At 40.3% G+C, this 23,252-nt stretch carries 22 protein-coding genes and 1 pseudogene; 8 read left to right on the forward strand and 15 right to left on the reverse strand.

Going from position 1 to position 23,252, the window contains the following annotated elements:
• Nucleotides 1-159 precede the first annotated feature (159 nt).
• Entirely contained in the window at nucleotides 160-300 is a 141-nt protein-coding gene (locus ACWATR_RS30740) for a hypothetical protein (RefSeq protein ID WP_414568004.1), read from the forward strand.
• 43 nt (nucleotides 301-343) lie between these two features.
• Nucleotides 344-1,222, forward strand: a complete 879-nt coding sequence (locus ACWATR_RS30745; protein WP_460341226.1) for a hypothetical protein — start codon at nucleotides 344-346, stop codon at nucleotides 1,220-1,222.
• Nucleotides 1,223-1,348: 126 nt separating this feature from the next.
• Here the strand turns inward: ACWATR_RS30745 and ACWATR_RS30750 are convergent, their stop codons facing one another.
• On the reverse strand, nucleotides 1,349-1,600 hold the full coding sequence (locus tag ACWATR_RS30750; RefSeq protein WP_460341229.1) for a thioredoxin family protein: 252 nt from the start codon (nucleotides 1,598-1,600) through the stop codon (nucleotides 1,349-1,351).
• A gap of 278 nt (nucleotides 1,601-1,878) precedes the next feature.
• Between ACWATR_RS30750 and ACWATR_RS30755 the strand changes: the two genes are divergently transcribed.
• The 4 genes from ACWATR_RS30755 (at nucleotide 1,879) to ACWATR_RS30770 (ending at nucleotide 4,087) form a co-directional block, all read left to right on the forward strand.
• Nucleotides 1,879-2,367: a heavy metal-responsive transcriptional regulator gene (locus tag ACWATR_RS30755; protein WP_289794616.1), complete on the forward strand. Its 489-nt coding sequence runs from the start codon at nucleotides 1,879-1,881 to the stop codon at nucleotides 2,365-2,367.
• Between the two features lie 96 nt (nucleotides 2,368-2,463).
• Nucleotides 2,464-2,778, forward strand: coding sequence for a hypothetical protein (locus ACWATR_RS30760; protein WP_289794617.1), 315 nt, complete (start codon nucleotides 2,464-2,466; stop codon nucleotides 2,776-2,778).
• Between the two features lie 92 nt (nucleotides 2,779-2,870).
• Nucleotides 2,871-3,050, forward strand: a complete 180-nt coding sequence (locus tag ACWATR_RS30765) for a hypothetical protein (RefSeq protein ID WP_289794618.1) — start codon at nucleotides 2,871-2,873, stop codon at nucleotides 3,048-3,050.
• Nucleotides 3,047-4,087, forward strand: coding sequence for a F510_1955 family glycosylhydrolase (locus tag ACWATR_RS30770; RefSeq protein ID WP_460341235.1), 1,041 nt, complete (start codon nucleotides 3,047-3,049; stop codon nucleotides 4,085-4,087). Before ACWATR_RS30765 ends, ACWATR_RS30770 begins: the two co-directional genes overlap by 4 nt.
• A gap of 23 nt (nucleotides 4,088-4,110) precedes the next feature.
• On the opposite strand, the pseudogene ACWATR_RS30775 reads toward ACWATR_RS30770, so the two are convergent.
• The 10 genes and pseudogenes from ACWATR_RS30775 to ACWATR_RS30820 form a co-directional block, all read right to left on the reverse strand.
• Nucleotides 4,111-5,445: pseudogene (locus ACWATR_RS30775) on the reverse strand (TolC family protein); the annotation flags it as partial.
• A 301-nt stretch (nucleotides 5,446-5,746) separates the two neighbouring features.
• Nucleotides 5,747-7,162 carry a two-component system sensor histidine kinase RppB gene (gene rppB, locus ACWATR_RS30780; protein ID WP_460341238.1) on the reverse strand — a complete coding sequence of 472 codons (1,416 nt, stop codon included), beginning with the start codon at nucleotides 7,160-7,162 and terminating at the stop codon, nucleotides 5,747-5,749.
• The gene (gene rppA / locus ACWATR_RS30785; protein WP_228042962.1) at nucleotides 7,149-7,901 is read right to left on the reverse strand and encodes a two-component system response regulator RppA; all 753 of its coding nucleotides are present in this window, start codon (nucleotides 7,899-7,901) and stop codon (nucleotides 7,149-7,151) included. Before rppA ends, rppB begins: the two co-directional genes overlap by 14 nt.
• 549 nt (nucleotides 7,902-8,450) lie before the next feature.
• Nucleotides 8,451-10,139, reverse strand: a complete 1,689-nt coding sequence (locus ACWATR_RS30790) for an iron uptake porin (protein ID WP_460341241.1) — start codon at nucleotides 10,137-10,139, stop codon at nucleotides 8,451-8,453.
• Between the two features lie 640 nt (nucleotides 10,140-10,779).
• Nucleotides 10,780-11,115, reverse strand: a complete 336-nt coding sequence (locus ACWATR_RS30795; protein ID WP_460341244.1) for a hypothetical protein — start codon at nucleotides 11,113-11,115, stop codon at nucleotides 10,780-10,782.
• A gap of 75 nt (nucleotides 11,116-11,190) precedes the next feature.
• Nucleotides 11,191-11,664 (reverse strand): DUF2808 domain-containing protein, encoded by a 474-nt coding sequence (locus ACWATR_RS30800; RefSeq protein WP_460341247.1) that lies wholly within the window; start codon nucleotides 11,662-11,664, stop codon nucleotides 11,191-11,193.
• A 116-nt stretch (nucleotides 11,665-11,780) separates the two neighbouring features.
• Nucleotides 11,781-12,254 (reverse strand): DUF2808 domain-containing protein, encoded by a 474-nt coding sequence (locus ACWATR_RS30805; RefSeq protein WP_193915441.1) that lies wholly within the window; start codon nucleotides 12,252-12,254, stop codon nucleotides 11,781-11,783.
• A 250-nt stretch (nucleotides 12,255-12,504) separates the two neighbouring features.
• Nucleotides 12,505-12,993, reverse strand: a complete 489-nt coding sequence (locus ACWATR_RS30810) for a DUF2808 domain-containing protein (RefSeq protein WP_460341250.1) — start codon at nucleotides 12,991-12,993, stop codon at nucleotides 12,505-12,507.
• A gap of 363 nt (nucleotides 12,994-13,356) precedes the next feature.
• Nucleotides 13,357-13,821: a DUF2808 domain-containing protein gene (locus ACWATR_RS30815; protein ID WP_193915447.1), complete on the reverse strand. Its 465-nt coding sequence runs from the start codon at nucleotides 13,819-13,821 to the stop codon at nucleotides 13,357-13,359.
• Nucleotides 13,822-13,947: 126 nt separating this feature from the next.
• Complete coding sequence (locus ACWATR_RS30820; protein ID WP_460341254.1) at nucleotides 13,948-14,763, reverse strand: CemA family protein; 816 nt, start codon at nucleotides 14,761-14,763, stop codon at nucleotides 13,948-13,950.
• Nucleotides 14,764-15,835: 1,072 nt separating this feature from the next.
• On the opposite strand from ACWATR_RS30820, the gene ACWATR_RS30825 reads away from it, so the two are divergent.
• Nucleotides 15,836-17,398, forward strand: a complete 1,563-nt coding sequence (locus ACWATR_RS30825; protein ID WP_460341257.1) for a SulP family inorganic anion transporter — start codon at nucleotides 15,836-15,838, stop codon at nucleotides 17,396-17,398.
• A gap of 89 nt (nucleotides 17,399-17,487) precedes the next feature.
• Here ACWATR_RS30825 and ACWATR_RS30830 read toward each other — a convergent pair whose 3' ends face one another.
• Complete coding sequence (locus ACWATR_RS30830) at nucleotides 17,488-18,858, reverse strand: IS110 family RNA-guided transposase (RefSeq protein ID WP_460341260.1); 1,371 nt, start codon at nucleotides 18,856-18,858, stop codon at nucleotides 17,488-17,490.
• Nucleotides 18,859-19,607: 749 nt separating this feature from the next.
• Between ACWATR_RS30830 and ACWATR_RS30835 the strand changes: the two genes are divergently transcribed.
• Nucleotides 19,608-20,576 (forward strand): arsenic resistance protein, encoded by a 969-nt coding sequence (locus ACWATR_RS30835; protein ID WP_193915453.1) that lies wholly within the window; start codon nucleotides 19,608-19,610, stop codon nucleotides 20,574-20,576.
• A gap of 253 nt (nucleotides 20,577-20,829) precedes the next feature.
• Here ACWATR_RS30835 and ACWATR_RS30840 read toward each other — a convergent pair whose 3' ends face one another.
• The 3 genes from ACWATR_RS30840 to ACWATR_RS30850 form a co-directional block, all read right to left on the reverse strand.
• A complete protein-coding gene (locus ACWATR_RS30840; RefSeq protein ID WP_193915455.1) occupies nucleotides 20,830-21,744 on the reverse strand; it encodes a cation diffusion facilitator family transporter in 915 nt (304 codons plus the stop codon).
• A 9-nt stretch (nucleotides 21,745-21,753) separates the two neighbouring features.
• Nucleotides 21,754-22,083 carry a DUF190 domain-containing protein gene (locus tag ACWATR_RS30845; RefSeq protein ID WP_460341265.1) on the reverse strand — a complete coding sequence of 110 codons (330 nt, stop codon included), beginning with the start codon at nucleotides 22,081-22,083 and terminating at the stop codon, nucleotides 21,754-21,756.
• 490 nt (nucleotides 22,084-22,573) lie between these two features.
• Nucleotides 22,574-23,119 carry a hypothetical protein gene (locus ACWATR_RS30850; RefSeq protein ID WP_460341268.1) on the reverse strand — a complete coding sequence of 182 codons (546 nt, stop codon included), beginning with the start codon at nucleotides 23,117-23,119 and terminating at the stop codon, nucleotides 22,574-22,576.
• Nucleotides 23,120-23,252: the final 133 nt, after the last annotated feature.

Here is a 23,252-nt window from a genome sequence, read left to right on the forward strand (position 1 = left end):
TTTTGAGTTTTTTATACTATCAGCAATTAGTCAAATGCTAATTGCTGATAGTCAAATATTCATTTCAGAAAAGTCCTTCTGCTTTGAGCAAGAGATGTGACTTATATGGGCTTGCTTTTTCTGTTCCCACTAACGATTGGTCTAGGAGTTAGTTATCTCTTGAAAAATTCTACTGACGATATGGCGGAACTAACAAGTTTATTTACAGTTGGTTGCCTAATTGTCAGTTTAATCTTAGCACCTTGGCAAATAAAGATTGTGGTTTTAATGTTTGCCATCTTGACTCACCAGATGAATTGAGACTTTTGAATAACTTCAATTATTAAAAAATAGAGCAAAATCAATGAATCGATTTATGAATGCAATTGCTATAACTACTACTTTGATACTGGCTCAAAGTTGCTCCTTATTACCTAGAGACGAAGGGAAACCAATATCTGCTACCACACATCAGCATGAGGAGCGTTCAATGAGTGGGAGCCATCACAGAGAACATTCAACAAGTGGCGCGGGTGATAAGAAGAAAGCATTTGCTCAGGCAAAACTCAAAGTTACCAGTAACATTACCTCTAATAAAAATATTCCAATAGTGATTGGCGTTCAAGATTCCGATGGGAAAGCGATCGCTAACTTTGACACTTTCCAAGAAAAGCTAATGCACCTCATTCTTGTCAGCGATGATCTTCAGTTTTTTAGTCATCTTCATCCCACATATAAAGAAAATGGGCAGTTTGAAGTTGCAGCCCGTTTTCCGCAAGCAGGCAATTACACATTTTTTAGTGACTACAAACCTGCTGGTCAAACAGAACAAGTCTCAGTAATGAAAACACAAGTTTCTGGAAACAGTATTGCTGCTTCAGAAATTGACCTAAATCGCAGTAAAACGTTCAATGATACTAAAGTTAATCTCGCTGTTTCTGAACCCACTGTGAAAGCAGGGAAAGAAGTCGCTTTAATGTTTAAATTACGAGATGCTTCTAACAATCAACCGCTTACAAACTTGCAGCCATACTTAGGAGAAAGAGGACATTTAGTCATCTTACGACAGTCAACCCCATTGAAAGCAGAAGATTACGTTCATGCCCATGCGCTAAAAGATACCCCTGCTGGACAAGTTCATTTTATGACTAGCTTTCCTCAACCAGGAAAGTATAAGCTCTGGGGTCAGTTCAATCGCAATGGCAAAATCGTCACAGCTGATTTTTGGATAAATGCTGTTTAATTTAGCTGATGTTTTATCAGTAAGACGAGAAGTGCAAAACTCCCGTGTTTCTAACTTTATATGTACACAGTACCCTATGCGAATTTACCACCCATTCGGGTGGTAAATTCCTCATTCTTACTGCTTCTAATTTAGGGGTTGACCTACACCAGCCGCTCGCAACTGCTCTAAATTCGGTTTACCAGTTAAGACAAGTTTTCCATTGATTGCGATCGCTGGCACTGCATTTACTCCATACTGCTGGGCTTTCTCCTGCTCATGTCGCAGGTTATAGACCGATACTTCACAGTCAGGACAAGTCAGTTCTTGCACCATTTGCACTGTCTCATCACAAAGAGGACAGTCAGCCGTAAAAATCTCAATTTGACGTTTTGTCATGGTGTCCACCAAAATTCTTTTGACTCATTCATTCTGAATCCTCTAGCCGGCTATAGAGTCAACCCCATAGGTAAATATTATTTTCCAAATAACCTCAATTCAAATCATTTGGACATATCATCTCCTCAAATTTGTAACCCTGGCTCATCAAGTTTTAAGCTAATATTTTTGCCCACAAGTATTGTAATTAAACTTTACACAAAAATTGACAATTATCACTTGACTCTCTAGCCGACTATAGACTTTAAAGTTATAACAACACATAGTAGTAAATAACTATGATTGCTGTCGTGAAACAAGTTTGCTGTGAAGTATCATCCCCAAAAAAGCTGCTGAAAATTGGTGAGCTGGCGAAGCAAACTGATGTGGCAGTGGGAACAATTCGGTATTACGAAGGCTTGGGCTTGATAAAACCAGTTGAAAGAAGTGAAAGTGGCTACCGTTATTACGACTGCGAGGCAATCAACAGGCTGCAATTCATCAAAAAAGCCCAATCTTTACAGTTTTCCCTGTCTGAAATTCAACAAGTGCTAGGTATCCGTTCCCAAGGCGACCCTGCTTGTCCCCTAGTTCGGGACTTACTCAAACAGAAAATTGCTCATCTTGAGGAGCAGATTTATCGCATGAAAGAACTGAAGGATGAGCTAGAGGCATATCAACAGCGTTGGGAAAACCGACCTTTGGATAATCCCTGTAATAAAGAGCTTTGTAGCTTGATCGAGGAAGTTGCTTGCTCTGATATACCTGTTCACAATTTCCGAGACTAGTAAATTTATGACTTGACTCTATACCCGAATAGAGACTTTAGAATGGCCTTAGTTTCTCAAAAACTACTAAATTAACAGAATAATGGAGAGTACAAAATGAACATTAGTACAGGCGTTAAGACAGTATTGAGCGGAGCCGTAGCTAGTTTTGCATTGCTTACGTTAACCACTACTGCTTCCTTTGCCAACACTCCCAAGGGAACTGTGACACCGAATCAATCCGCCAGGGCTATAAACGAAGCAAAACTAATTCAAGTGCTGACCAGTCAAAGAACAGCCCCAACGAATCAAACGCCACAGCAGCCAAACCAAACGGGATGTAAGTGTTGCCAAGCAATGATGAATAAGATGCCAGGAATGATGAACAATATGCCGGGAATGATGAATAACCAAAACAGTCCGTCAAAATAGGGCTTGATAAATCCCTCAGCGAGAAACACATTTGAATTTGAAATGTCAGAAAAAACTAGAAATATTTAGAGAAGTCTGGCCGAAAAAGGCTAATGAACTCATTGCTAAGGAAGCCATCTTATGGTTTGGCTAAGGAACTTAAGCTAAACCAGGATGGCTATCGGACTCGTTCCTTTTATCCAGAAGCTCAAATCGCACTTGCTTTTGCGTTTCATCATAGGTCAACAGCTTTACTACAGCAGAAAACTTACTCAGGAGAAACACAATTATGAGTCAGCCTGACTCAAAAGACCACAACATGATGAAATGGATGGGAATTGCTATGGTGGCTTGCTGTGCTTTGCCCATAGGAGTTTCCTTCTTTTTGGGCGGAGGCTTGGGGGTGTGGTTCGGTCGTTCTATCAAGCCACCTACTAGCAATCAGTCAACCAACCAGCCACTCTCTGCCAACCAATCAACCAATCAATCTCAACTAAAGGCTGTAAATGTTTCCCTAGAGAAAGCGGGCAATTGGCAAGCAAATAATCACGTTCATGGTTTGACTGTGAATCGAGATAATCCCAACATTATTTATATTGCAAGTCATAACGGACTGTTGCAACGTTCTGAAACTGGGGAATGGTTTTGGATGGGAAAAGAGCGAGCTGATTATATGGGCTTTACTGCCGATCCAATTAACAGCGCTCGCTTTTATTCCAGCGGACATCCACACACAGGAGGTAATCTAGGATTCCAGATAAGTGAGAATCAAGGGCAAGATTGGAAACAGATTTCCATGCCTGGGGTAGATTTTCATGCAATAGCGATCGCACCGAGTAACCCCAACGTTTTTTATGGATGGCCTGCTTCTGGGGCGCAAGGGCTGCATACTTCTACTGATGGTGGCAAAACTTGGGTCAAAGTCCGCATGACTGGATTAGGCGATACTCCTTTTAACCTTGTGGTTGAACCCCGTAACCCTGAGCATTTGTTTGCAACTACCCGTTCGGGAATGTATGAAAGCACTAACAGCGGCAATGACTGGACGTTAGTAGCTAATACACAGGAAGCTCCTATTGCCAGTCTAGCTCTGCAAAAAGAGGGTAACAGCACTGTAATGTATGGGTATCGTTTTCTCAAGTCAGCACCCGGTGTTTATCGCAGTAGTGATGGTGGTAAAACGTGGGAGAAACTTTGGACGGAAACTAATGGTGTAGTTGTAAAACTAGCGATCGCTCCCAACACTCCCCACATATTATATGCAGTGAATGAGAACAATACTGTCTTTCAATCGCAGAATGAAGGCAATAGCTGGAAAGAGTTAAATTAACTGTCTGTTGTCTACGTAATATCTTACGGTTGTGATGTAGCTGTAGAAAAACTAGCACTAACAGCACGTTGCAAATTAGCTAAAGCACGATTGTAATCCAAAATAGCCGTAACCCGATTACCCTCAGCCCTTGTAAGCTCAGTTTCAGAAACAATAACATCTGTTTGAGTACCTACACCAGCTTGAAACCTCAGCCTTGCTAAACGTAAAGCCTCTTGAGCCTGTTCTAGAGCAACGGTAGCAGTCTGAACATTACTTAAATTAGATTGCAAACTAGTATAAGCCTGTTCCACCTGAAAGCGAATCTGATTGCGTTGCTCTGCAAAACGAGTTTCGGCAATAGCAATGTTGGCTTTCTGTTGAGCAGCCCTAGCCTTAGCTGCTCCACCATCAAATAAATTCCAGTTGGCTCTAACTCCTAATGAATAGCCATCTGTAATGCCAACACTATCATTAAAAGCGTCCAACAAGTTGTAACTAGCAACCAAACTAACTTGGGGACGAACCTCAGAAAGCGCCAAACGTCGCTGTTGTTCACTAATATTGCGTTGTACTAACTGTTGTTGAAGTTCTGCACGATTTTGAAAAGCAAGCACAATACTTTCTTCTTGTGTCTGATTCCACAAACCCGCCAATTTCACGGAGTCTGCTGCACTGATGTTTACAGATTGTGGTAAATTCAACCGCGTCGCCAACCGCCTTGCAGCAATTTGCTGTTGACTAATAGCATTAGTTAGCTCTTGTTGAGCATTTGCTAAGTTTACCTGAGAACGAAGAACATCAAATTTAGTACCAACTCCAGCCCTTTCTAATGCTTGAGCATCCTTTAAACTTCGTTGGGCATTTTCTACAGCAGCACGATTAATTCGTACTTGTTCATCTGTTTGTTGTAAATTGTAATATTCAGTGGCAACATTCAGCCGAATTTCCTGTGACAAACGCTCTACATCCAACTCATCAAAACGTAATTGTTCCTCAGTTGCTCTGATGCGAGCCGACCTGGAGCCAGAGGTGTAAATGTTATAACTCAGTTGTGCCGCTCCAGAAAAGTTTGTACTTGGAGCTTGTTCTGTAGAAGGTATCCCACTTCTAGAACGCAGTTCAGTAGAAAGCTGACCGCTAGCAGATTGTTGACGAGAAATGTCAGTGTTTAAACTAACATTGGGATACAAAGCAGCTTGTGCTTCACGTAGAGATGCACGACTTCGTTCTGAAGTCAGTATTGATACTTGTAGCTCCCGATTATTCCGCCGTGCCAGTTCCAAAGCTTGTTGCAGAGTGATTGGCTGAGTTATCTGAATTTTGACATCTTCTGGTTTGGTAGGAAACTGGAGAGAATTGGGATTAGGGTTGAGGTTATCGAGTAAAGTCGGAGTGGGAGATGCAGACTGAGTAGTTGGTGATGAGTCAGCTTGAGAAGGAACTTTTTCTGTTTGACTACTCTGAGGCTGAGTCAAAGCACGTACAGGTTGAGCTGAACTAGCAGCAAAATTACTTAAAGTAAATACACAACCGATACCTGCAACTACTAGATAACGATACTTTGACATATATTATTTAAACTCCTATAACTCACATCACACAGCAAAAAATGACTACACTCTAAAAGCAGGGGTAGTAACAAAAGATAGAAAACCTATAGGTTAAATACGAAATCTTTTATTTAGATTGGCGTAAGCGGCGAAACAGCCATTTAAATGGCGAAAAAGAGCGATCGCTATTTAGGTGGATAACATTAAACGGTAGTTCGATAGTAAAAGTACTACCTTTACCTAATTCGCTTTGCACATTCAAACTACCGTGGTGTACCTGAACAATTGCAGAGGCGATCGCCAATCCTAATCCAGAACCGCCAGTGCTGCGAGAGCGATCGCTATTCACGCGATAAAAGCGATCGTAAATTCGCGGAAGTTCCTTCTCTGGGATACCAATACCCGTATCATGAACCCTAACCACAGCATGATGGTCGCTACAACCCAGGCAAACCGTAACTTCCCCTCCTTTGGGTGTATACTGAATTGCATTGACAATTAAATTAGAAACCAAACGATAAAGCTGGTCGTTATCACCGACAATATTTACTGGCTTATTTACCTTGATGCTAGATTGCAGCATTACGCCTGCCGCGGCTGCCATTGCTTCAAATTCCTCGACTAAATCGCTGACAATATCATTTAGACAACATTGTTCTAGTTGTACTGGCAAGTGTTGCCTATCTAAACGAGCCAATAATAATAAATCTACAACCAAAGTAATAAGTCGCTGATTCTGACGGTGGATAGTTCGCAGAATGTCCCGCGTTTCTTCTTCATCCAGTTGCGACATTAAAAGCGCTGATTCCACCGTTGCGCCTGTTGCAGCTAAAGGCGTTCGCAATTCGTGTGCTGCATCTGCTGTAAACTGTTGAATTTGTCGATAAGATTGATAAATTGGCTGCATAGCTAATCCTGATAGCCACCAACTAGCAACTGCAACCATACCCATTGCGATCGGCAATCCCAAACCTAAACTTAATTTCACACTATCCAGATAACGATTAAATTCTTCAAGACTTCGCCCCACTTGCATATAGCCCCAATCCCGATTATCTTGGGTGTGTAGCATTAAAGAATTTTGATGATAATCATTGCCTTTGCTGTCTTTGAGAAATAACCATTTTTCATTGCTGAAGACAGTAGATAGCCCTTCTGGATAATTGCCAGTAGTAGCAATCAAGCGTCCTGAAATATCAAAAAAACGCACATAGTAGTGATCTTTGTTAACTACACCAAGAAAATGGCGTTTAGTATCTGACTGCTGTTGAGTACAGCCGGCTTCAACTCTACATAGATTTATATTTGGGAATAGCTGCTGTATAACAGGTTCCAAACTCCCAGGTTGCCTGAGCTTAAATTCAATAGTGTCATGGAGTGTTCCGGCTACAGACTCAATTTCACTGTCCAAGGCTACCACATGGGCACGGAAAACAGCTCTGTAGACACCGAAAGCACAAACGCTTAAAATTGAACCCATGACGAGGGCATACCACAGAGCTAAACGAACACGAGTTCCTCGAAACAGTTTATTTTGATTCATTAGTCACATTAAGACGATATCCCATACCGTGCAAAGTTTCAATCGGGTTGGTGCAGTCGAAGCAGGCTAGTTTGCGACGCAACAAACGTACTTGTGCTGCTACCACATTGCTAGCAGGTTCTGCACTCACTTCCCAAAGCTGATTGCGAATCTGTTCGGTGGTAACAATTTGATTGGGGTGCTTCATCAAATATTCCACCAGTTGGAATTCTTTATTAGTTAAAGAAATTTCCTGTTTTTCCCCCGTCGTATTTTGACCGACAACTGTACTATTGCTGTAATCTAAAGTAAAGTTACCAACGGTTAATTGTTGAGGTTGTAAGTGGGGATAACGCCGCTGCAATGCCCGCAACCTTGCCAGTAATTCTGCCATTCCAAAAGGCTTCACCAAGTAATCATCAGCACCCGCATCTAAGCCAGCAACTTTATCTTCCATGCTATCTCTAGCTGTGAGCATCAAGACAGGTAAAGAATTTCCTTTTAAACGCAGCTTTTTACACAATTCCAAACCAGTAAATCCTGGGAGCATCCAATCTAAAATCGCCACTGTATATTGTGCCGAACTATTTTCTAAATATGCCCATGCTTCATTACCATCCATTACCCAGTCAACTAAATATTTTTGTTGCTTCAGCGTTCGCTTAATAGCAGCGCCCAAATCTGACTCATCTTCGACTAGCAGTACCCGCATATCAAATTGAAAAGTTAGAGGTTCGTGGCAATTTTGTAAAATCAGCATAGTTAATAACAGGGTAATCCCTTAGAAATAGATTGACAGAAGTTGATGAAATTCTGAGTTATTCAATCATGTATACAAGCAAGTTATCTAAGATCATAAACAGATGCTACGCCTTGGCAGTAGATAATCTATAAGAAAAACTCAGTACATCCCATTGCTCAATTGGTGTGAGTGATACTCAGTTAGAGAAGTTAACAAATCTAACTAATTGCAAGAGATATACCGAGTTATTTTTTATTCTGACAGGTAAAGATGAAATCAAGATGAAATATTAAGTCAGCTTAGAAAATCTCTAATTGCACTTAACCCCAACCACAATACACAAATAAAAAGCTAGGGTTTTGACTTCGTTCATGTACTAACAAATAAGTATTAGTTTTGATATACCACCCTAGACAAAACAACCCTTATTTATATCAAATTATAAATCTCAATAAATTGCTCATTTTTCCATATAAAAGCCCGCCCGCAGGCGAGCTAAGATTTTTCCAAATGAGAATACCTAATAGCTAATAGCTAAGAAATATTAACCATTATCTGTTAGCCGTTTTAGAAAGCAAAAGTGGTACGCAGTGTACCAACGTAGATGGTGTCATTGTTATTATTATGCTCTGGATTAAAGATAACCAATAAACCAGGAGTGACGGAAATATTATCGTTGATCTGTAGGCGGTACAGAGCCTCTAGGTGGTAAGAGGTGTCGTTATCTTCACGCCTAGTAGTTCTTGCGGCGGAAGTGAATGCATCATTATCACTTACTTTAGGTGGTTGACCAAAGATCAGGCCAAGCAAGTTGCCTTCTTTACCAAAGTCTTTGAAGGCTAGGGTTGCAGCCCAGTAGTTCATTGATGCTTCATCACCTTGATTTACACCCGTACCACTTCCCTTGGCTTCAGCGTTGCTGTAACCGTACCAACCACCAATAGTCAACTTGGAACTGGGTTTGAAGGTAGCTTCTATACCGTAATGGTTGGCAGTAGTAGCAACTCCATTGAAGGGATTACCTGCGTATACACTACCTGTACCCTCAAACATGTTTACACTGGATAAACTATTTTGATAGCTGTGAGCGTAGGTAAGACCAATATTAAATGCATCACTAGGCCTGAAAGCTACCTGACCAAGGGCTGTATAGGCACCATTTGTCAGACCTCCATTTGAACCAGGATTGCTAGCTGTGCGAGCTATGTAAGCCGCAGATGCAGTGAAAGCTCCTGTAGGATTCAAAGTTATGGTTGCACCTGCACCACCGAAACCAGTGCGATAGATGGGGCTAAATCGACCATAGCGAGACAAAGCGCCCCTACCATCACTGGCAAGATCAGGGTTGAAGTTGTTGATGTTGTCGTATATGTTACCGCCTGCCGCATCAATTTTTACCCGCACTGCATTACTCAGGTTGAAAGCATAGTTAATTTTATCGATGACAGTCTCATTGTTCTGATTTCCGTCAAAACCGAGGCGGGTCATGTTAGTACCCGTCACATTTGTGTCATAGGGAGTGATGTTCCGGGATTGCAAGCGGATTTGCAACAGGTCTGTACCAACAAAACTTGATTCCAATCTCAGACGAACCCGGTCAGTTAGAATAGTATTAGAATCTAGGTCAGGAGCAGTACTTGGATCTACACCAGAAGGAACTGCCCTTTGATCGCTACCAAAAACATTAGATACGTTAAAAATTGCTTCCCCAATTAACTTGGTGGTAGTCGAGAACTGATTGGCTTCCAACTCAGCAGTGCGTACTTCTAAAGCATCTACGCGACCACGCAGGGTAGCTAGTTCCGCAGAAAATTCTTCTTGCAGACGCTGTAGGGTAGCCAAATCCTCTTTTGTTACTAAGTCAGCAGTTGCTGTAGCAATCAGTTCATTAACTCTATCTAAACAAGCATTCAAACCAGCAGCAAATTCATAACGAGTTAAAGCACGATTACCTCGGTAAGTCGCATTGGGATAACCAGCAATACAACCGTAACGTTCAACTAGTGATTGTAAAGCTTGGAATGCCCAATCTGTTGGTTGTACGTCAGAAAACTGCGAAACGGATGTGACTTGGCCAGTCTCACCAATGTACTGTTGAATTTGGCTTAAAGAAGAATCTTTTGGAAGAGAGTTTGCTTCTTGTTTAACTTCAGTTGGAACAGGAATTTCAGCAGCTATTGTTGCTCCTGAAAAAGCTAAGTTGGCTAATAAAACTCCAGGACTAATTAGCAGGCATTTCCAAAATAACTTAGACATGGCTGTTTGCTCTTCACACCAAAGTAATAAGTAATGATAGGGTATACCCCTATAACTAGATTCTCAGAGGAAGATGAAATTAAGATGAAATTTAAAATATTTGAATAAAAAAATAGTAAGTAGATTGAGCATTGTATTAGATATTTGTCAAGTCAATTATCAAAAATAATAAAAGCATAGTATGATGAAATTAGGATGAAATTACAAGTTACTTAATAAAATAAATTCAACGAATAAAAACCACTTGATAAACAAGTTTCCCAATTCAATCCAAACAAACATCAAAACACTAAATTATAGAGAAATGGCTAACTCTAGTGGACTGCACTCTAGTGGGTATCAAAATAATTGCGTATTGGAGCAACATAGATCGGTATTAGCTTTAAAACTGTGGTTAGAGAGGTAGCAGCAAGTACATAGGAATTAAATAAAGGATTGAGCTGTAAAGCTAATTGTGTATTGAAGCGAATGCCAGCGCATGAACGACGGCGATCGCTGGAGTAGGGCTATTGTTCATTTACCGCTATTAAAGAAAAACAGACCCAAACTAGGAGCCTGCTGATAGTATGTCCTCTAGCAAGACATGTCGAGAGAATAAATTTACAGGCTCACATACTATCTATTTAGATAGAGTGGAAGTTTACGGCGAAATTTCCTTATAGCATCGTTGCAAGGCTTGGAGTCTTGCTGAAGTTGCTCCGCCAGTAGGTTCTGCTGGTAGGATATTTGCACAGACTCCTGTTTTACTGGATTGTTGTACTGTGCCTTGCGGAAGCCCTTTATAGCATTTTTGTAAAGCTTGTAGTCTTGCTAAACTAGCTCCACCAGTGGGTCTTGCTGGGGGAATATTTTCACAAACTCCTGTTTTTGAGGTATCTGCATTTCCATAAGCAGCAGAACCCAACGATACGTGAAGTAAAGCTATTCCCAAGGGAATTGCCAAAATAGATGCAGTTCGGATGACAGGTATCTTCATAGCTAAAATCCTCAAACAATAAGCAATTTATGCTACTAATGGATGAAATAATCTTAGGAAGCCAAGTTTGAGTACTTAACGACCGTGAGTTTGAATTCGAGCTGTACCAAGAGGAATTTGTGCTGTTAAATTAGGCATTTTGCCGTACACTCGGTACAGCCAAACGTGGTTACGAAATGATGTATTAACACCTTGCAGCTTAACTAAGAGTGTTGTCTGCGGTTCCACAGATTGGGAGAAAATCACTGTAACTGTTTGGTTATTTACAGAAACTTGAGCATCAATTTTCTTGCCAGATTGATTTTGAATCTCAATTCCCTTGTTAATGCTTACACCATCGGGTAAATCAATAGCCAGTTCTGATAGAGATTGTCCCTGAACATGAACCTCATGCGTTGCACCTGAAAACCCAACAGTGCTAGGAAATGCTACGCCATTACCAATATAGGAGACTTTGAAATTGTCCTTGTTTTCGCTTCCCCAAGCAGATGGAAATGAAGAAGTTACTATTAGAAAAAATGCTGCACCCGCATAAATTGACTTTTTCATAACTAACTCCGGCAAGATTATGTAGGGTAAGGAAGATCCACCATCCCACCCTATAGCTATAGCTACCGATTAATTTAGTTAACAGCCACAGCTAAAATTAACAGCAGTTATTCAGCCTAGCCACCGTAAGTCTGAATCCGGGCTAAACCAAGTGGAATTTCTTCTTTCATATCAACCTTTTTGACAGATACTGGATAATGCCAAGTTTCCTCATAACCTGGAGTATTAACTCCTTTCATACGAATTGATATGCTTGTACCAGGGGCTACTGGTTCCGAAAAAGCTACTGTAGCTTTTCTGTTGTTAATGGAAACCGTTGTCGGAATTTTTTGACCTAATTTATTTTGAACTTCAATTCCTTTATCAATACTTACCCCCTCTGGTAAATCAATCGCCAATTCTGAAAGAGCTTTACCTTGGACATGAACATCAAACTTATGAGTAGCATCTATGGTACGGGCATCATTAGGAACAGCAGCACTATTTCCGAGATGGGAAAATTTAGCATCGTTTGGATTTTTCGCCCAAGCAGTAGGAACTGAAGATGCAATAACTAAGGTAAAAGCAAATGTGTAAATCAGCTTTTTCATCAATATTCTCCTTGTTTTGTTAATCGGTTAATTACCTCTATATCTATAATTGTGAAAGGTATTGATGAAATAGAGATGAAATATTTTTATGTTAAGTAAAATTTAAAATATAGTTATTAGATGCAACAATTAAAATTATTGATGATTAATAATATTTAAAAAATGGGGTTAAAAAATCACAAAAGCTTCTGACATTTAACTTATCTATAAGTTAAATGTCAGGAGCTTTATTTATTGAATAGCGCTAAGTTTAAGGATTTATACGAAATCTAGCTACACCTATAGGTATTTCTGCATTAGTGCCAACAAGATTAGCAGATAGATGGTAGACGGGGCCATTACCAAGAAATGGTTGTTTGACATTCTTGATATCAATCTTTAGCTTAGTATTAGGAACAATTGGTTCAGCAAAAGCTAGTAATATAGTTTTGCCATTTACAGAAACATTAGTGTTAATTTTTCTGCCATTATCTTCGTTTATAACGACATCATTAGTATTATCACTCCATCTGACAGTATTTGGAACTTGAATTTTTAACTGTGAAACACTCTTGCTATTTTTGGGAACGTGTACTCGCAAAGTATGTCTAACAGGCATCCAGCGAGTCTGAGGAAATTGAGAGTTACCATCAACATGAGGAATATTACCATCTTCTTCATTGGCACTTGCATAGTTGGCAGGAATTAAAAGTGCAGCAGCTAAAGTAGATATAGCAACATAAACTAACACTTTCTTCATGTTTACTCCTCACTTAATCATTAATGTCAGCAAATCAAAATGAACCTGTGATAAATCAATACGTAACAATCTGGTAAAACTAAATTTAACTACTTTCTACGTTTCTTACTTTTCACAATGTGAAAAAAAGATTAGGTGTAAAGGTTTTAAGTTTTTACACTTTTACACCTCGGAATACCAACATTTTCAAAAATTTCCATGAAAAGTCAGTCTACGCTTACACGTTAATTAAAGGAAGTTAGAAATATTACCGTTGACTTGTTTACCGTTTGAAGTTCAAAAGGTATACTACCTTTATTGATCAGTTTGACAGGTCGGAATGAAATCAAGATGAAATTTTTGATGAATTTCAAAACTTAAGGATTAAAATGTAGGGAATTGAGCTACACCAACGGGAATCTCTACCTCACTACCAACAACCTTAGCTGAAAAGCGGTATACAGAAGCTGGGCCTGTCACTGGTTGTTGAACTTGATTAAAATTAACTAAGAGTTTAGTGTTAGAAATAACCTTTTCAGGGAAATCTATAATAATCTGTTTGCCATTGACGGAAATATTAGTATTAATTTTCTGACCATTCGCATCGAAGACATCAATGTTATTACTCACTGCTACAGTAGATGGAGTTTCAATAATAAGTTGGGAAAGAGGGTTGTTATTTTGAGGGATGTTTAACCGAAAAGTATGTTTGACAAGCCGCCAACTATTAGCAGGATATTGCAAATTATTATCAATATTAGTCTCCTTAGCACTTGCATGACTAAGGGAAATGAAAGCTGTAGTGGCAAGAGCAAACACTGTACTTGTGTAAATCAATGTTTTCTTCATCTGGAATTTATAAGTAATTTTTATGTAAAATAAGCTACATACTTTTGCTTATTGAACGAACCTTTACATTATGAGTTTGACAGGTCACGATGAAATCAAGATGAAATTTTGGCTGGTTTGGGAAAATTATTCATTCATGCTATGGTAGGTAGCCACGGCTGAAGGAAAACTGCGGTTGACGTAGCGAAAAATCCAATATTTGAAAATTGTATCCATGACAACTGGGACAATAGCAATGAATAGTGAAATCAGACTTTTGTTTTCTGGAAGACCAAAATGCTTTGAGGTGTTTTCTAAAATTATTTCCCAACCATAGGTAGAGTGATAGCCGACAAAGATATCAGTAGCGAGAATAATGAAAAAAGCTTTCGCAGAGTCGCTTAAGCCATAAATTAAGTCGGTACTAAAAAGTTGAATAGTGGTAAGCTGCTGATTACCAAAGACACATAATATAATAAATGACAATAATGAAAGTATATCTGCAAATACGTTAGCAACTGCATCAATACTTTCAGTTTTGTATTTTCGGGATAACGCAATAGCCTCATCTTTGACCTTCTGTTCTACAATATTTGAAGAAAGTTCTGGAGCTTTTACCAGCAGTACTTCAAATTTAATTTTTCGCTCAAATCTTTTCAATTCAGTTAAGGCTCTTTCTTCCTGAGAAGAATTTAAGAAAGTTTTCGATGGCTCTTGGCTCCAGAATTTATAAATCAAAGGTTGAATTACAAATGTTTTAAACAGATTATTCACTAAGAATGGAACAATAAATAGAATTAACAAATAACGGAGAGAACTAATTGTTCTCTGACGAGAAGCGCGAAACTCTTCAACAACCTTATGCTCTGCATTTGGCTCTAGTGCTTGTTTTAGCTTTTCCAGAGTTTGTAGTATCGACCGAGGAACAAAGCTAGCTTTTTGATATTTTGGATTAGGTTTCATTCTCATTTGTTCGATAAAGTCAGGCTAGTAGTATTACCGTTGTGGCTGAACTAAAAAGCCTGAAAATAGTGTGGAGCAAAGCCAAGGAATAAGCTCCTAAAATTTACTATATATAATCAAGATGAAATTAGGATGAAATAAATCATCGAAAACTAAATATTCAATAATAAAAAATCAAACTTTTGGTCATAACTAGTTACTGTATGACCAAAAGTCTGATTAAGCTTTAAAAATAAGGAGCATGAAACTAAAATCTAGTATAGACAATTTAATTACATTGATATGCAATAGATTCAAATTTTCTTCTATTAAGTAGATTGCTTGGCTTAAGTTTTACTACAAAATTATGAAATTGACATGAAATTTTTAGAGGATTTGAGATAAAAAACTTACTCCTGTAGACAGAAGTTAATGCTGGGATAAATTCCTAAATTTAAATCTTATAACGGGAGAGCAAGTCAGGTTAAGCTATAAGATTGAATTTTCCATAAAAACCTGGATAGAGTCAAAATATTTGGGAGTTTTAATAATTAGTGAAACTTTTTTATTGATAAATATGCATTATTATTTTTTTCCAAATTCAGGAATAATTATCATTTTCCATGAGGAGATATAACTACTAAATTTGCTTGACTCAAAGTTAAAACTTTGATATAAACTAAAGGTTCAATTATTGATAATAGGGCACTTTATCTGCTTTAAACCACCCCAATATACTCAGAGGGTTGGGGTCAGTTATGGCGAGGAACAGGACTCTATGCTGAATTTGAGAAATGTATTACCAAGTTTGCCAGATAAGTAGATTATCCGAAAAAAACAGTCAATTTTAATAAGTTATCTGTGTGCCGCAAAGATTATCAAGGCGTAAACGTTTAAAGAAATTGCTAGCTTTGGTATTCAACCCTTGAGGTTGGATTCCTACGCGTAAATGATGGAGTTAGACAAACATCCATCCAAAAAGGCTGGCAATTTTCCAAACGATTGTAACTCGTCTGTGTGGGTGGCACAGCCCTTTAAAGGCATTTCAGTTGGTTGGCTGTTTTTTTATGTCCACGTACCTACAACTAAAAAAATGGCAATCAGAGACATCTTTGACAAACGATTCATCACCGACGACCTATTGGCATCTATAGTTGTATTTCTTGTCGCACTGCCTCTGTGCATGGGGATTGCGATCGCTTCGGGAGTGCCTCCAGCTCGTGGCTTAGTGACAGGAATGGTAGGCGGAATTATTGTTGGCGCGATCGCAGGTTCCCCACTACAAGTCAGCGGCCCAGCTGCTGGACTGGCTGTCATTGTCGCAGAACTGATCCGCGATTACGGCATTGAAATGCTCGGGCCTATTCTTCTGCTGGCAGGATTAATCCAATTGCTGGCGGGAGTATTCAAGCTGGGTCAGGTGTTCCGCGCCATATCTCCGGCAGTGATCTATGCAATGCTTGCAGGTATAGGCGTACTGATCTTCGCTTCTCAATTCCACGTAATGGTCGATGACTTGCCACGCGCGAGCGGAATTGAGAACCTAATTTCTATTCCCAACGCCATCTACAAGGGTATCTTTTTCAGCGACGCCAACAATCATCAAATTGCTGGAACCAGCCATCAAATTGCTGCGCTTATAGGTCTGGTTAGCATCTTCACCCTCGTAGTTTGGGATAAGTTTAAGCCTCGAAGATTGAACTTGCTACCTGGTGTTCTGATTGCTGTGGTGGTAGCAACTGCGATCGCCGCCATCATGAAGCTGCCAATTAAATACATCGATGTGCCTGCTAATCTTGCTTCTGCAATTCAATTGCCAACGCCTGGTTCCTTAACGCGCCTGCTTCAAGCACCACTGCTTATGGAAGCAATAGCGATCGCCTTAATCGCCAGTGCAGAAAGCCTACTCTCAGCCGCCGCAGTAGACCGACTGCACCAGGGACAAAAAACGGATTTTGATCGCGAACTGGCCGCGCAAGGTTTTGGTAACATGATTTGTGGAGTGCTGGGGGCGCTACCAATGACAGGGGTGATTGTCCGCAGTTCCGTTAACGTGGAAGCAGGGGGTAAAACGAGACTTGCCACGATGTTTCACGGCGTGTGGCTACTGGCTCTGGTGATTGCTGCACCGGATGTTCTAAAGCTAATTCCTACTTCCAGTCTGGCAGCGATTCTAGTTTACACGGGCTACAAGCTGGTGGAAGTAGAGAAAATCCGCAAGCTAAAGCAGTACGGGCGCTTTCCTCTGGCGATTTACTTTGCCACCTTAATCGGTATTGTCGTTACCGATTTGCTTACTGGCGTGCTAATCGGCATTGTACTGTCAGCGGTCAAGCTGATCTACAAAGTATCTCATCTGAAAATTCACTTTGAAAAAGATGAAAAAAATCAACGGATTGATATGTACTTAGAAGGGGCGGCAACATTTATTCGGTTGCCAATGCTTGCAAAAGCCCTAGAACAGGTTCCACCAAGAACTGCACTGCATCTGCACCTAGAAAAGCTATCTTACATTGACCACTCTTGCCTCGACTTGTTCTCAATGTGGGAGAAGCAACAGAAGCAGACGGGAAGCACCCTCGTTGTGCAGTGGGATGGTTTGGTGGAGCGCTACCGCCAACCGTTTGTCATTGGGCGATCGCAAAGAGCGACGTAGAAATCTTCGCTGTCTGCTTATTCCGGAGAGTGGTGCTAGACAGCATTAGACAAGCATTACTACCAACCAGCTTGGACATTAGCCCTCTTCTAAGAAACCAGATTTTCTGAGGACTGAGGAATTAACTCAAAACCAAAAGCCTGGGCTTTTTTGTGGAGATTATTAACCATTCGCTCACGATAACGTTGCTCATAATAATCCATACCAGGATCGGTATAATCTCCTCCGGTTGTCCAAAGTTTGTAAAAAATCCGGGCAATCTTATGAGCGGTAGCAGTAATAGCTTTAGGAGAGCCAAGTCGAGAACGTAAGCGACGATAAAACGCACCCAAAGCAGAATGACTTTTGCCGGCAGTTTGTGCTGCCATGCGGAAAGCATTGGCGGCACGGTTGACTACAGGACGAGTTTGAGAACTTTTAATTTTGCCACCAGTAATGCGGCTGCCAGGGCAAAGACCAAGCCAAGAAGTAAAGTGTTTGACTGTGGGGAACCGACTGGGATCTAAACCAACCTCAGAAAGAATAATTTGTACTGTCAGGACACCAAGACCGTCAACGCGAGTAAAATCTACTCCACTCATGCGGTAAAGATGAGTACGCAAATCAAAGTTAGGCTCATTACCTTGAGGTTTGTGGCGAATATGCTTGGGTGGAGAAAGGGGCAACTGCGAAATATCAATTTTGTCGCTAAATTGACTTAAGCAATCCTCAATCTGGCGGTCACATTCAGCGATTTGGGATTGGTAGACATCATAGAGATGTAATTCTTGTTGCAAGACAAACAAATGTTCTTTTCGGTAATCACCATTAAGCGCAGCTGCAATCTCCGCTTCACTACTTTTAACGCGATGATGTTTTTTAGCTGCAAGTACTTGTGGGTCATGTTCCCCACCGACAATAGCACGTATAATTGTCATGCCCGTAGTACCTGTAATATCACTGACTGCTTGATGCAGTTGTATGTTCATTTGAGTTAAAGCTTTCTGCATCCGTTGGATTACGCTAGCACTTCTGATGAGACTATCGCGTTGGCGAATGTAGCTACGCAAAACACAAATTTCATCTTCTGGGCGAAAAGAACCTGATAATAATCCATAACTGTGCAACTGTTGCAGCCATTGACAGTCTAAAACATCTGTTTTGCGACCAGGTAGAGTTTTGACATGATGGGCATTAACAAGTTTAACTTCAAAGCCACGAGTCTCCAGAATTTGAAACAATGGAATCCAGTACACACCTGTTGATTCCATTACCACAGTCTCAACCCCAGACTCACTTAACCAATCAGCGATCGCGTACAAATCAGCCGTGTAACAACCAAAACGTCTCACACATTCGTTGGCACGTCCTGATGGCACACATACCCAGTGATTTTGGGCACCAATATCAATACCAGCAGCATTTGGGTGAATCGGATCTAGCTTAGATGCTTGATTGGGAGATTGCCGTTTTTTCGCCATGTTGGTTCTCCTATTCTCAAATTTTCTCAAAATTGAGAGTGTGCCCTGACCCAGGTTGACGGAATTATACAGTCTTCTAAACGGGATAGCGTCTAAGCGCTTCACCAATGCCATTGCCGTCACAACCTAGAACCACGCTTTTGTACGGGCGAAGAACACCATTGAGGGAGCGGTCTTAACTGTCAAGACACAATTTTAATATAAACTTTTTCGGAGATATCTATTGGTTTCTTTCATCCATTGCGGACATAGCCTCGTCCGTCAACCGCTTTTGTCAGTTTGGGATAACCCAATCGCTGAAAGCCTTTCGGGGCTTTATTTTCCACTTTAAAGCTAGAAATTTTAGTTAGTGTTAGAAAATAAAAGCTCAAAGCTTGATTAAATCAAAATTTCAGAATCTCGCTGAGATTATTGTTTTTCGAGAGTGACAAAACAGGGTTAGTTTGCGAAATTGAGCCACTCTTTGCACTAAAGTCGCGCAGAATCGAGAGCAACGCGATTTTGTAGGGTACACTCTAACCTAATATTCAAGTCGTACATTTAGGTGTTTTTGTCTCTAAGTATCTAATTATAGCAATTCCCAGTTGAGTGAGGTACAGAATCAATGTTTTTAAACGCAGAGGGACGTAGAGGAAAGCGCAGAAGCAATATGACAATCTCCATCTTCCTCACAAATGCCTAACTCATCTTTTATTTCCCGACAACTCTATTTATTGTTCTCTTCAAAGACTTAATGGAGACATCCCAACATGAGTTTGACTGAAAAACTTCAATCTGTATTTGTCATCATTGCCATCTTAATTGGGCTGATACTGGGACAAATCAAATGGGTTGAGGAAAATGCTGTATCTTTGATTGTTCCATCCTTGATGGTCATGCTCTATGGGGTATTTCTAAATATTCCACTTAATCGTTTAGGTCAGGCATTTCAAAACTACAAGATGACCGGACTTATTTTGGGAATGAACTTTATTTGGACACCTGTTTTTGTTTGGGGATTGGGAGCTATTTTCCTACGGGACTCTCCCGATCTTTGGGTTGGGCTAATTATGCTGATGGTCACACCTTGTACTGACTGGTATCTCATTTTTACAGGGATTGCCAAAGGAAATGTTGCTTTAGCTACAGCCTTCCTTCCTTGGAATATGATCTTGCAAGTGGTTCTCCTACCCGTCTATCTGTTAGTTTTTGTTGGAAAATTGGTGCAGATTGATACAGCGATTTTTCTCGAAAGCATTGCGCTGGTTTTAGTTGTTCCTATGCTTTTAGCGTTTATCGCTAAGTGGTTAATACCAAAGGTAAACGGGTTTTGGCGTGAAATTCCACTGAAAATAGCAGCAGGGCAAACGCTATTTCTGTGTTTGGCAATTACAGCGGTATTTGCCTCGCAGGGGCAAACCCTAATTCAGCGTCCAGATGTACTGCTAAAAATGTTACCACCTATCCTTATTTTCTATGTAATTACCTTTTTGCTGACTCAAGTAATCTCACGATTCGGCAACTTTAGTTACGAGGATTTTGCTTGCTTCAGTTGCACAACACTTGCACGCAATTCACCCCTTGCATTAGCGATCGCTACATCTGTTTTCCCTGATCGTCCTTTGATTACCCTTGTTTTAGCTATTGAACCACTTATCGAACTGCCTGTCATGGTGCTAGTCTCCCAGTTGTTGCTCTTTCTGCGTCGTAAAGGGCAGTATTCTCAGATGGAGAGATAGCTAAATTGGCGTTATAATCTCCCTACCTGACCCAGTTATGATTTTGTTCAGCCCACATCGTTCGTAAAAGATTGACAGTTAGAGTGTTGCATAAAAAGAGGAATTGGCGTCCATGACGTTATAGTTTGCAGTTCCTTGCACCAACAGTTGCAACACATTCATCGAGATTAGAACAGTTGCAGTTCACCATAACTAGTAGATGTAGCTAAGAGTGTAGAAGAGTGTACCCGTTACTAAATACCCAACAATTGACTTAAACTAGGTTATCAGGAGCAAAAGGACATTGGTAACTCGGATCGCCTATTTCCACCTGAATGGTTGGGTGTTCAATGCTGAAATTGTCGTGAAGCTCACGGACTACCCGTGCTAAAAAAGTATCACCGGGATAACCTGCTGGGATGACAAGGTGAACAGTGAGTGCTGTTTCTGTGGTACTCATTGCCCAAATATGCAAGTCGTGAACTTGAGCCACGCCAGGGAGTTCGGTTAGATAAGTACGGACAGCCAAAGGTTCTATTCCTGCTGGTACAGCATCTGTAATTAAATTCAAGGATTCCTGTAAAAGTCCCCAAGTGCCAGCTACAATCACCACAGTAACAATCAAACTCACCGCTGGATCAAACCACAGCCAACCTGTAGCAATAATTGCAATACCAGCCAGTACAACCCCTACAGATACCGCAGCATCTGCAACTAGATGTAAGAATGCGCCTCTGATGTTCAAGTCACTTTTACGCCCCGACAAGAACATCAAAGCACTTACTGTGTTAATGACAATTCCTATAGCTGCTACTGTAATTACTATTCCTCCTGCTACTGGAGCAGGTTCACGAAACCGTTGAATTGCTTCCCAGCCAATACCGCCAGAAACAACTAGGAGAAAGGCGGCATTCAAAAGCGCAGCCAAAATTGAAGAACGGCGCAGCCCGTAGGTGCGACGTGATGTCGGGCGACGACGGACGAGGATGCTTGCTCCCCAAGCAAGTAGTAAACCCAGAACATCGCTTAAATTGTGACCTGCATCGGCAATCAAGGCAAGGGAGTTAGCAACAATGCCATAGGTTGCCTCAATGACGACAAATCCTGTGTTGAGGGCAACACTGATAATAAAGGCACGGTTGTAATTACTGCCACCGTGGTCGTGTCCGTGACTATGATTATGAGACATGACTGCCTTTCACACTCCGGTGGAGAGAACTTCTATGGTTTGACAAGTAACAAACTTGCCTTTAAGCATATATTTGACCAAGGAAAAAAATTCGGTTATTGCAGTTTCACTATCAATAACCGTAACGAGAAGCGGTAATGCAGAGGACTCAGTAGACGAGTCTAGCTGATTTAGAGTACGAAAAACGCCATGTTTGCCATATCCAGAAATTGCCCGCACTACCGTTACCCCTGTTAATCCTTGTCTGCGAGCCATTCCGAGTAGAACTTGATGAAGGGGTTGATGTTCCCAACAATCCAACTCGCTAACATAAATTGTTAATTGTTTCCATGTTGTCATGATAATTTTTTTATATTTACGAATATGTAAAGATAATTTTTGACTGAGATACTAAGTAGGTAGACAGGAATAAATAGACGTGGTAATGGAAGGCTTTGGCTATCTCAGCTTTTCAAAAATTAAACGGGATTGCTATATCTCCCTTTCATCTTAATAATAGGGATTATTCTAGTTTTGAACTTTGCCTAGTAACATACAAGCAGTTGACCGAAAATGAAAAGGATACAAGCCCCTAAATTTATTTATGGAGAAGCAAAAAAATGTATTTCGAGATGCACAGCGCAAGAAATACGAAGTCCGTTTACAAGCCCCTAAATTTATTTATGGGGATCATTAATTTTGAATTTTGAATTTTGAATTCGGAGCGTTCGCCCCTGGCGTCTCGTAGAGAAGCGACGTGACTCTTGTTATTTATAGAATTAGGGACAGTAGTTAAATAATGAAATAAACTCATTTGAAACATAACTGTCCCGCAAGCAAGACAAACTTGCTATTGATTAAAATTAAACCGACCGTTTAGCTTTTCACCGCCGACATCCGCAGTAATTTTCACCTGATATTGACCAGTTGCTTGTTCTGATACTTCTGCTTCGTAAAGTTTACCATCAGCGTTATATGCAAGAGGTATCGACTTTTGTTTTCCATCTGGTAGTTGAATTGCAGCTGTAACTTGAGCATTAGAAACTACCTCATGCTTCTCGCCTTTTTTCAAATAAAAATCTAAATGAGTTCCTTTATCTTCTTTTTCTGTGACTAACTCTAAATGATATTGACCTGATTCAACAACTTGACCACCATGTGAATGTTCTTTACCTTCTTGTGATTCATCGTTTTTATGAGAATGGCCTTTTTCATCATGTTTTTTGGATGAATCACCTGATTTAGTAGCTTCGGTTTTTGAAGTATTTGCTGCTGGATTTGTAGTAGATTCCGTGTTACTGCTTGAATTATTTTCTTGACTTCCGCCATTACAAGCTCCCAAAAAAAGTAATCCTATACTTGTAAAAGCAACCAAACCTAATTTTAATGATTTCATGGGTTTACTCCTCATCACTTGTTAGTAATTGAAACACAATTTGGTATCTGAACAGTTGGCAAAAACATAGAAAAATAGTCTTAAATACCAATTTACACGCATTACAGCTACAAATCATTCCTCCCTTGCCGCC

This window comes from Nostoc sp. UIC 10890 (assembly GCF_054786515.1).

Bases quoted from the DNA above. Each gene is read 5' to 3' on its own strand.
- ACWATR_RS30745 (WP_460341226.1), top strand. From the start codon at position 344: ATGAATCGATTTATGAATGCAATTGCTATAACTACTACTTTGATACTG.
- ACWATR_RS30750 (WP_460341229.1), bottom strand. From the start codon at position 1,600: ATGACAAAACGTCAAATTGAGATTTTTACGGCTGACTGTCCTCTTTGT.
- ACWATR_RS30755 (WP_289794616.1), top strand. From the start codon at position 1,879: ATGATTGCTGTCGTGAAACAAGTTTGCTGTGAAGTATCATCCCCAAAA.
- ACWATR_RS30760 (WP_289794617.1), top strand. From the start codon at position 2,464: ATGAACATTAGTACAGGCGTTAAGACAGTATTGAGCGGAGCCGTAGCT.
- ACWATR_RS30765 (WP_289794618.1), top strand. From the start codon at position 2,871: ATGAACTCATTGCTAAGGAAGCCATCTTATGGTTTGGCTAAGGAACTT.
- ACWATR_RS30770 (WP_460341235.1), top strand. From the start codon at position 3,047: ATGAGTCAGCCTGACTCAAAAGACCACAACATGATGAAATGGATGGGA.
- rppB (WP_460341238.1), bottom strand. From the start codon at position 7,162: ATGAATCAAAATAAACTGTTTCGAGGAACTCGTGTTCGTTTAGCTCTG.
- rppA (WP_228042962.1), bottom strand. From the start codon at position 7,901: ATGCTGATTTTACAAAATTGCCACGAACCTCTAACTTTTCAATTTGAT.
- ACWATR_RS30790 (WP_460341241.1), bottom strand. From the start codon at position 10,139: ATGTCTAAGTTATTTTGGAAATGCCTGCTAATTAGTCCTGGAGTTTTA.
- ACWATR_RS30795 (WP_460341244.1), bottom strand. From the start codon at position 11,115: ATGAAGATACCTGTCATCCGAACTGCATCTATTTTGGCAATTCCCTTG.
- ACWATR_RS30800 (WP_460341247.1), bottom strand. From the start codon at position 11,664: ATGAAAAAGTCAATTTATGCGGGTGCAGCATTTTTTCTAATAGTAACT.
- ACWATR_RS30805 (WP_193915441.1), bottom strand. From the start codon at position 12,254: ATGAAAAAGCTGATTTACACATTTGCTTTTACCTTAGTTATTGCATCT.
- ACWATR_RS30810 (WP_460341250.1), bottom strand. From the start codon at position 12,993: ATGAAGAAAGTGTTAGTTTATGTTGCTATATCTACTTTAGCTGCTGCA.
- ACWATR_RS30815 (WP_193915447.1), bottom strand. From the start codon at position 13,821: ATGAAGAAAACATTGATTTACACAAGTACAGTGTTTGCTCTTGCCACT.
- ACWATR_RS30820 (WP_460341254.1), bottom strand. From the start codon at position 14,763: ATGAAACCTAATCCAAAATATCAAAAAGCTAGCTTTGTTCCTCGGTCG.
- ACWATR_RS30825 (WP_460341257.1), top strand. From the start codon at position 15,836: ATGGCAATCAGAGACATCTTTGACAAACGATTCATCACCGACGACCTA.
- ACWATR_RS30830 (WP_460341260.1), bottom strand. From the start codon at position 18,858: ATGGCGAAAAAACGGCAATCTCCCAATCAAGCATCTAAGCTAGATCCG.
- ACWATR_RS30835 (WP_193915453.1), top strand. From the start codon at position 19,608: ATGAGTTTGACTGAAAAACTTCAATCTGTATTTGTCATCATTGCCATC.
- ACWATR_RS30840 (WP_193915455.1), bottom strand. From the start codon at position 21,744: ATGTCTCATAATCATAGTCACGGACACGACCACGGTGGCAGTAATTAC.
- ACWATR_RS30845 (WP_460341265.1), bottom strand. From the start codon at position 22,083: ATGACAACATGGAAACAATTAACAATTTATGTTAGCGAGTTGGATTGT.
- ACWATR_RS30850 (WP_460341268.1), bottom strand. From the start codon at position 23,119: ATGAAATCATTAAAATTAGGTTTGGTTGCTTTTACAAGTATAGGATTA.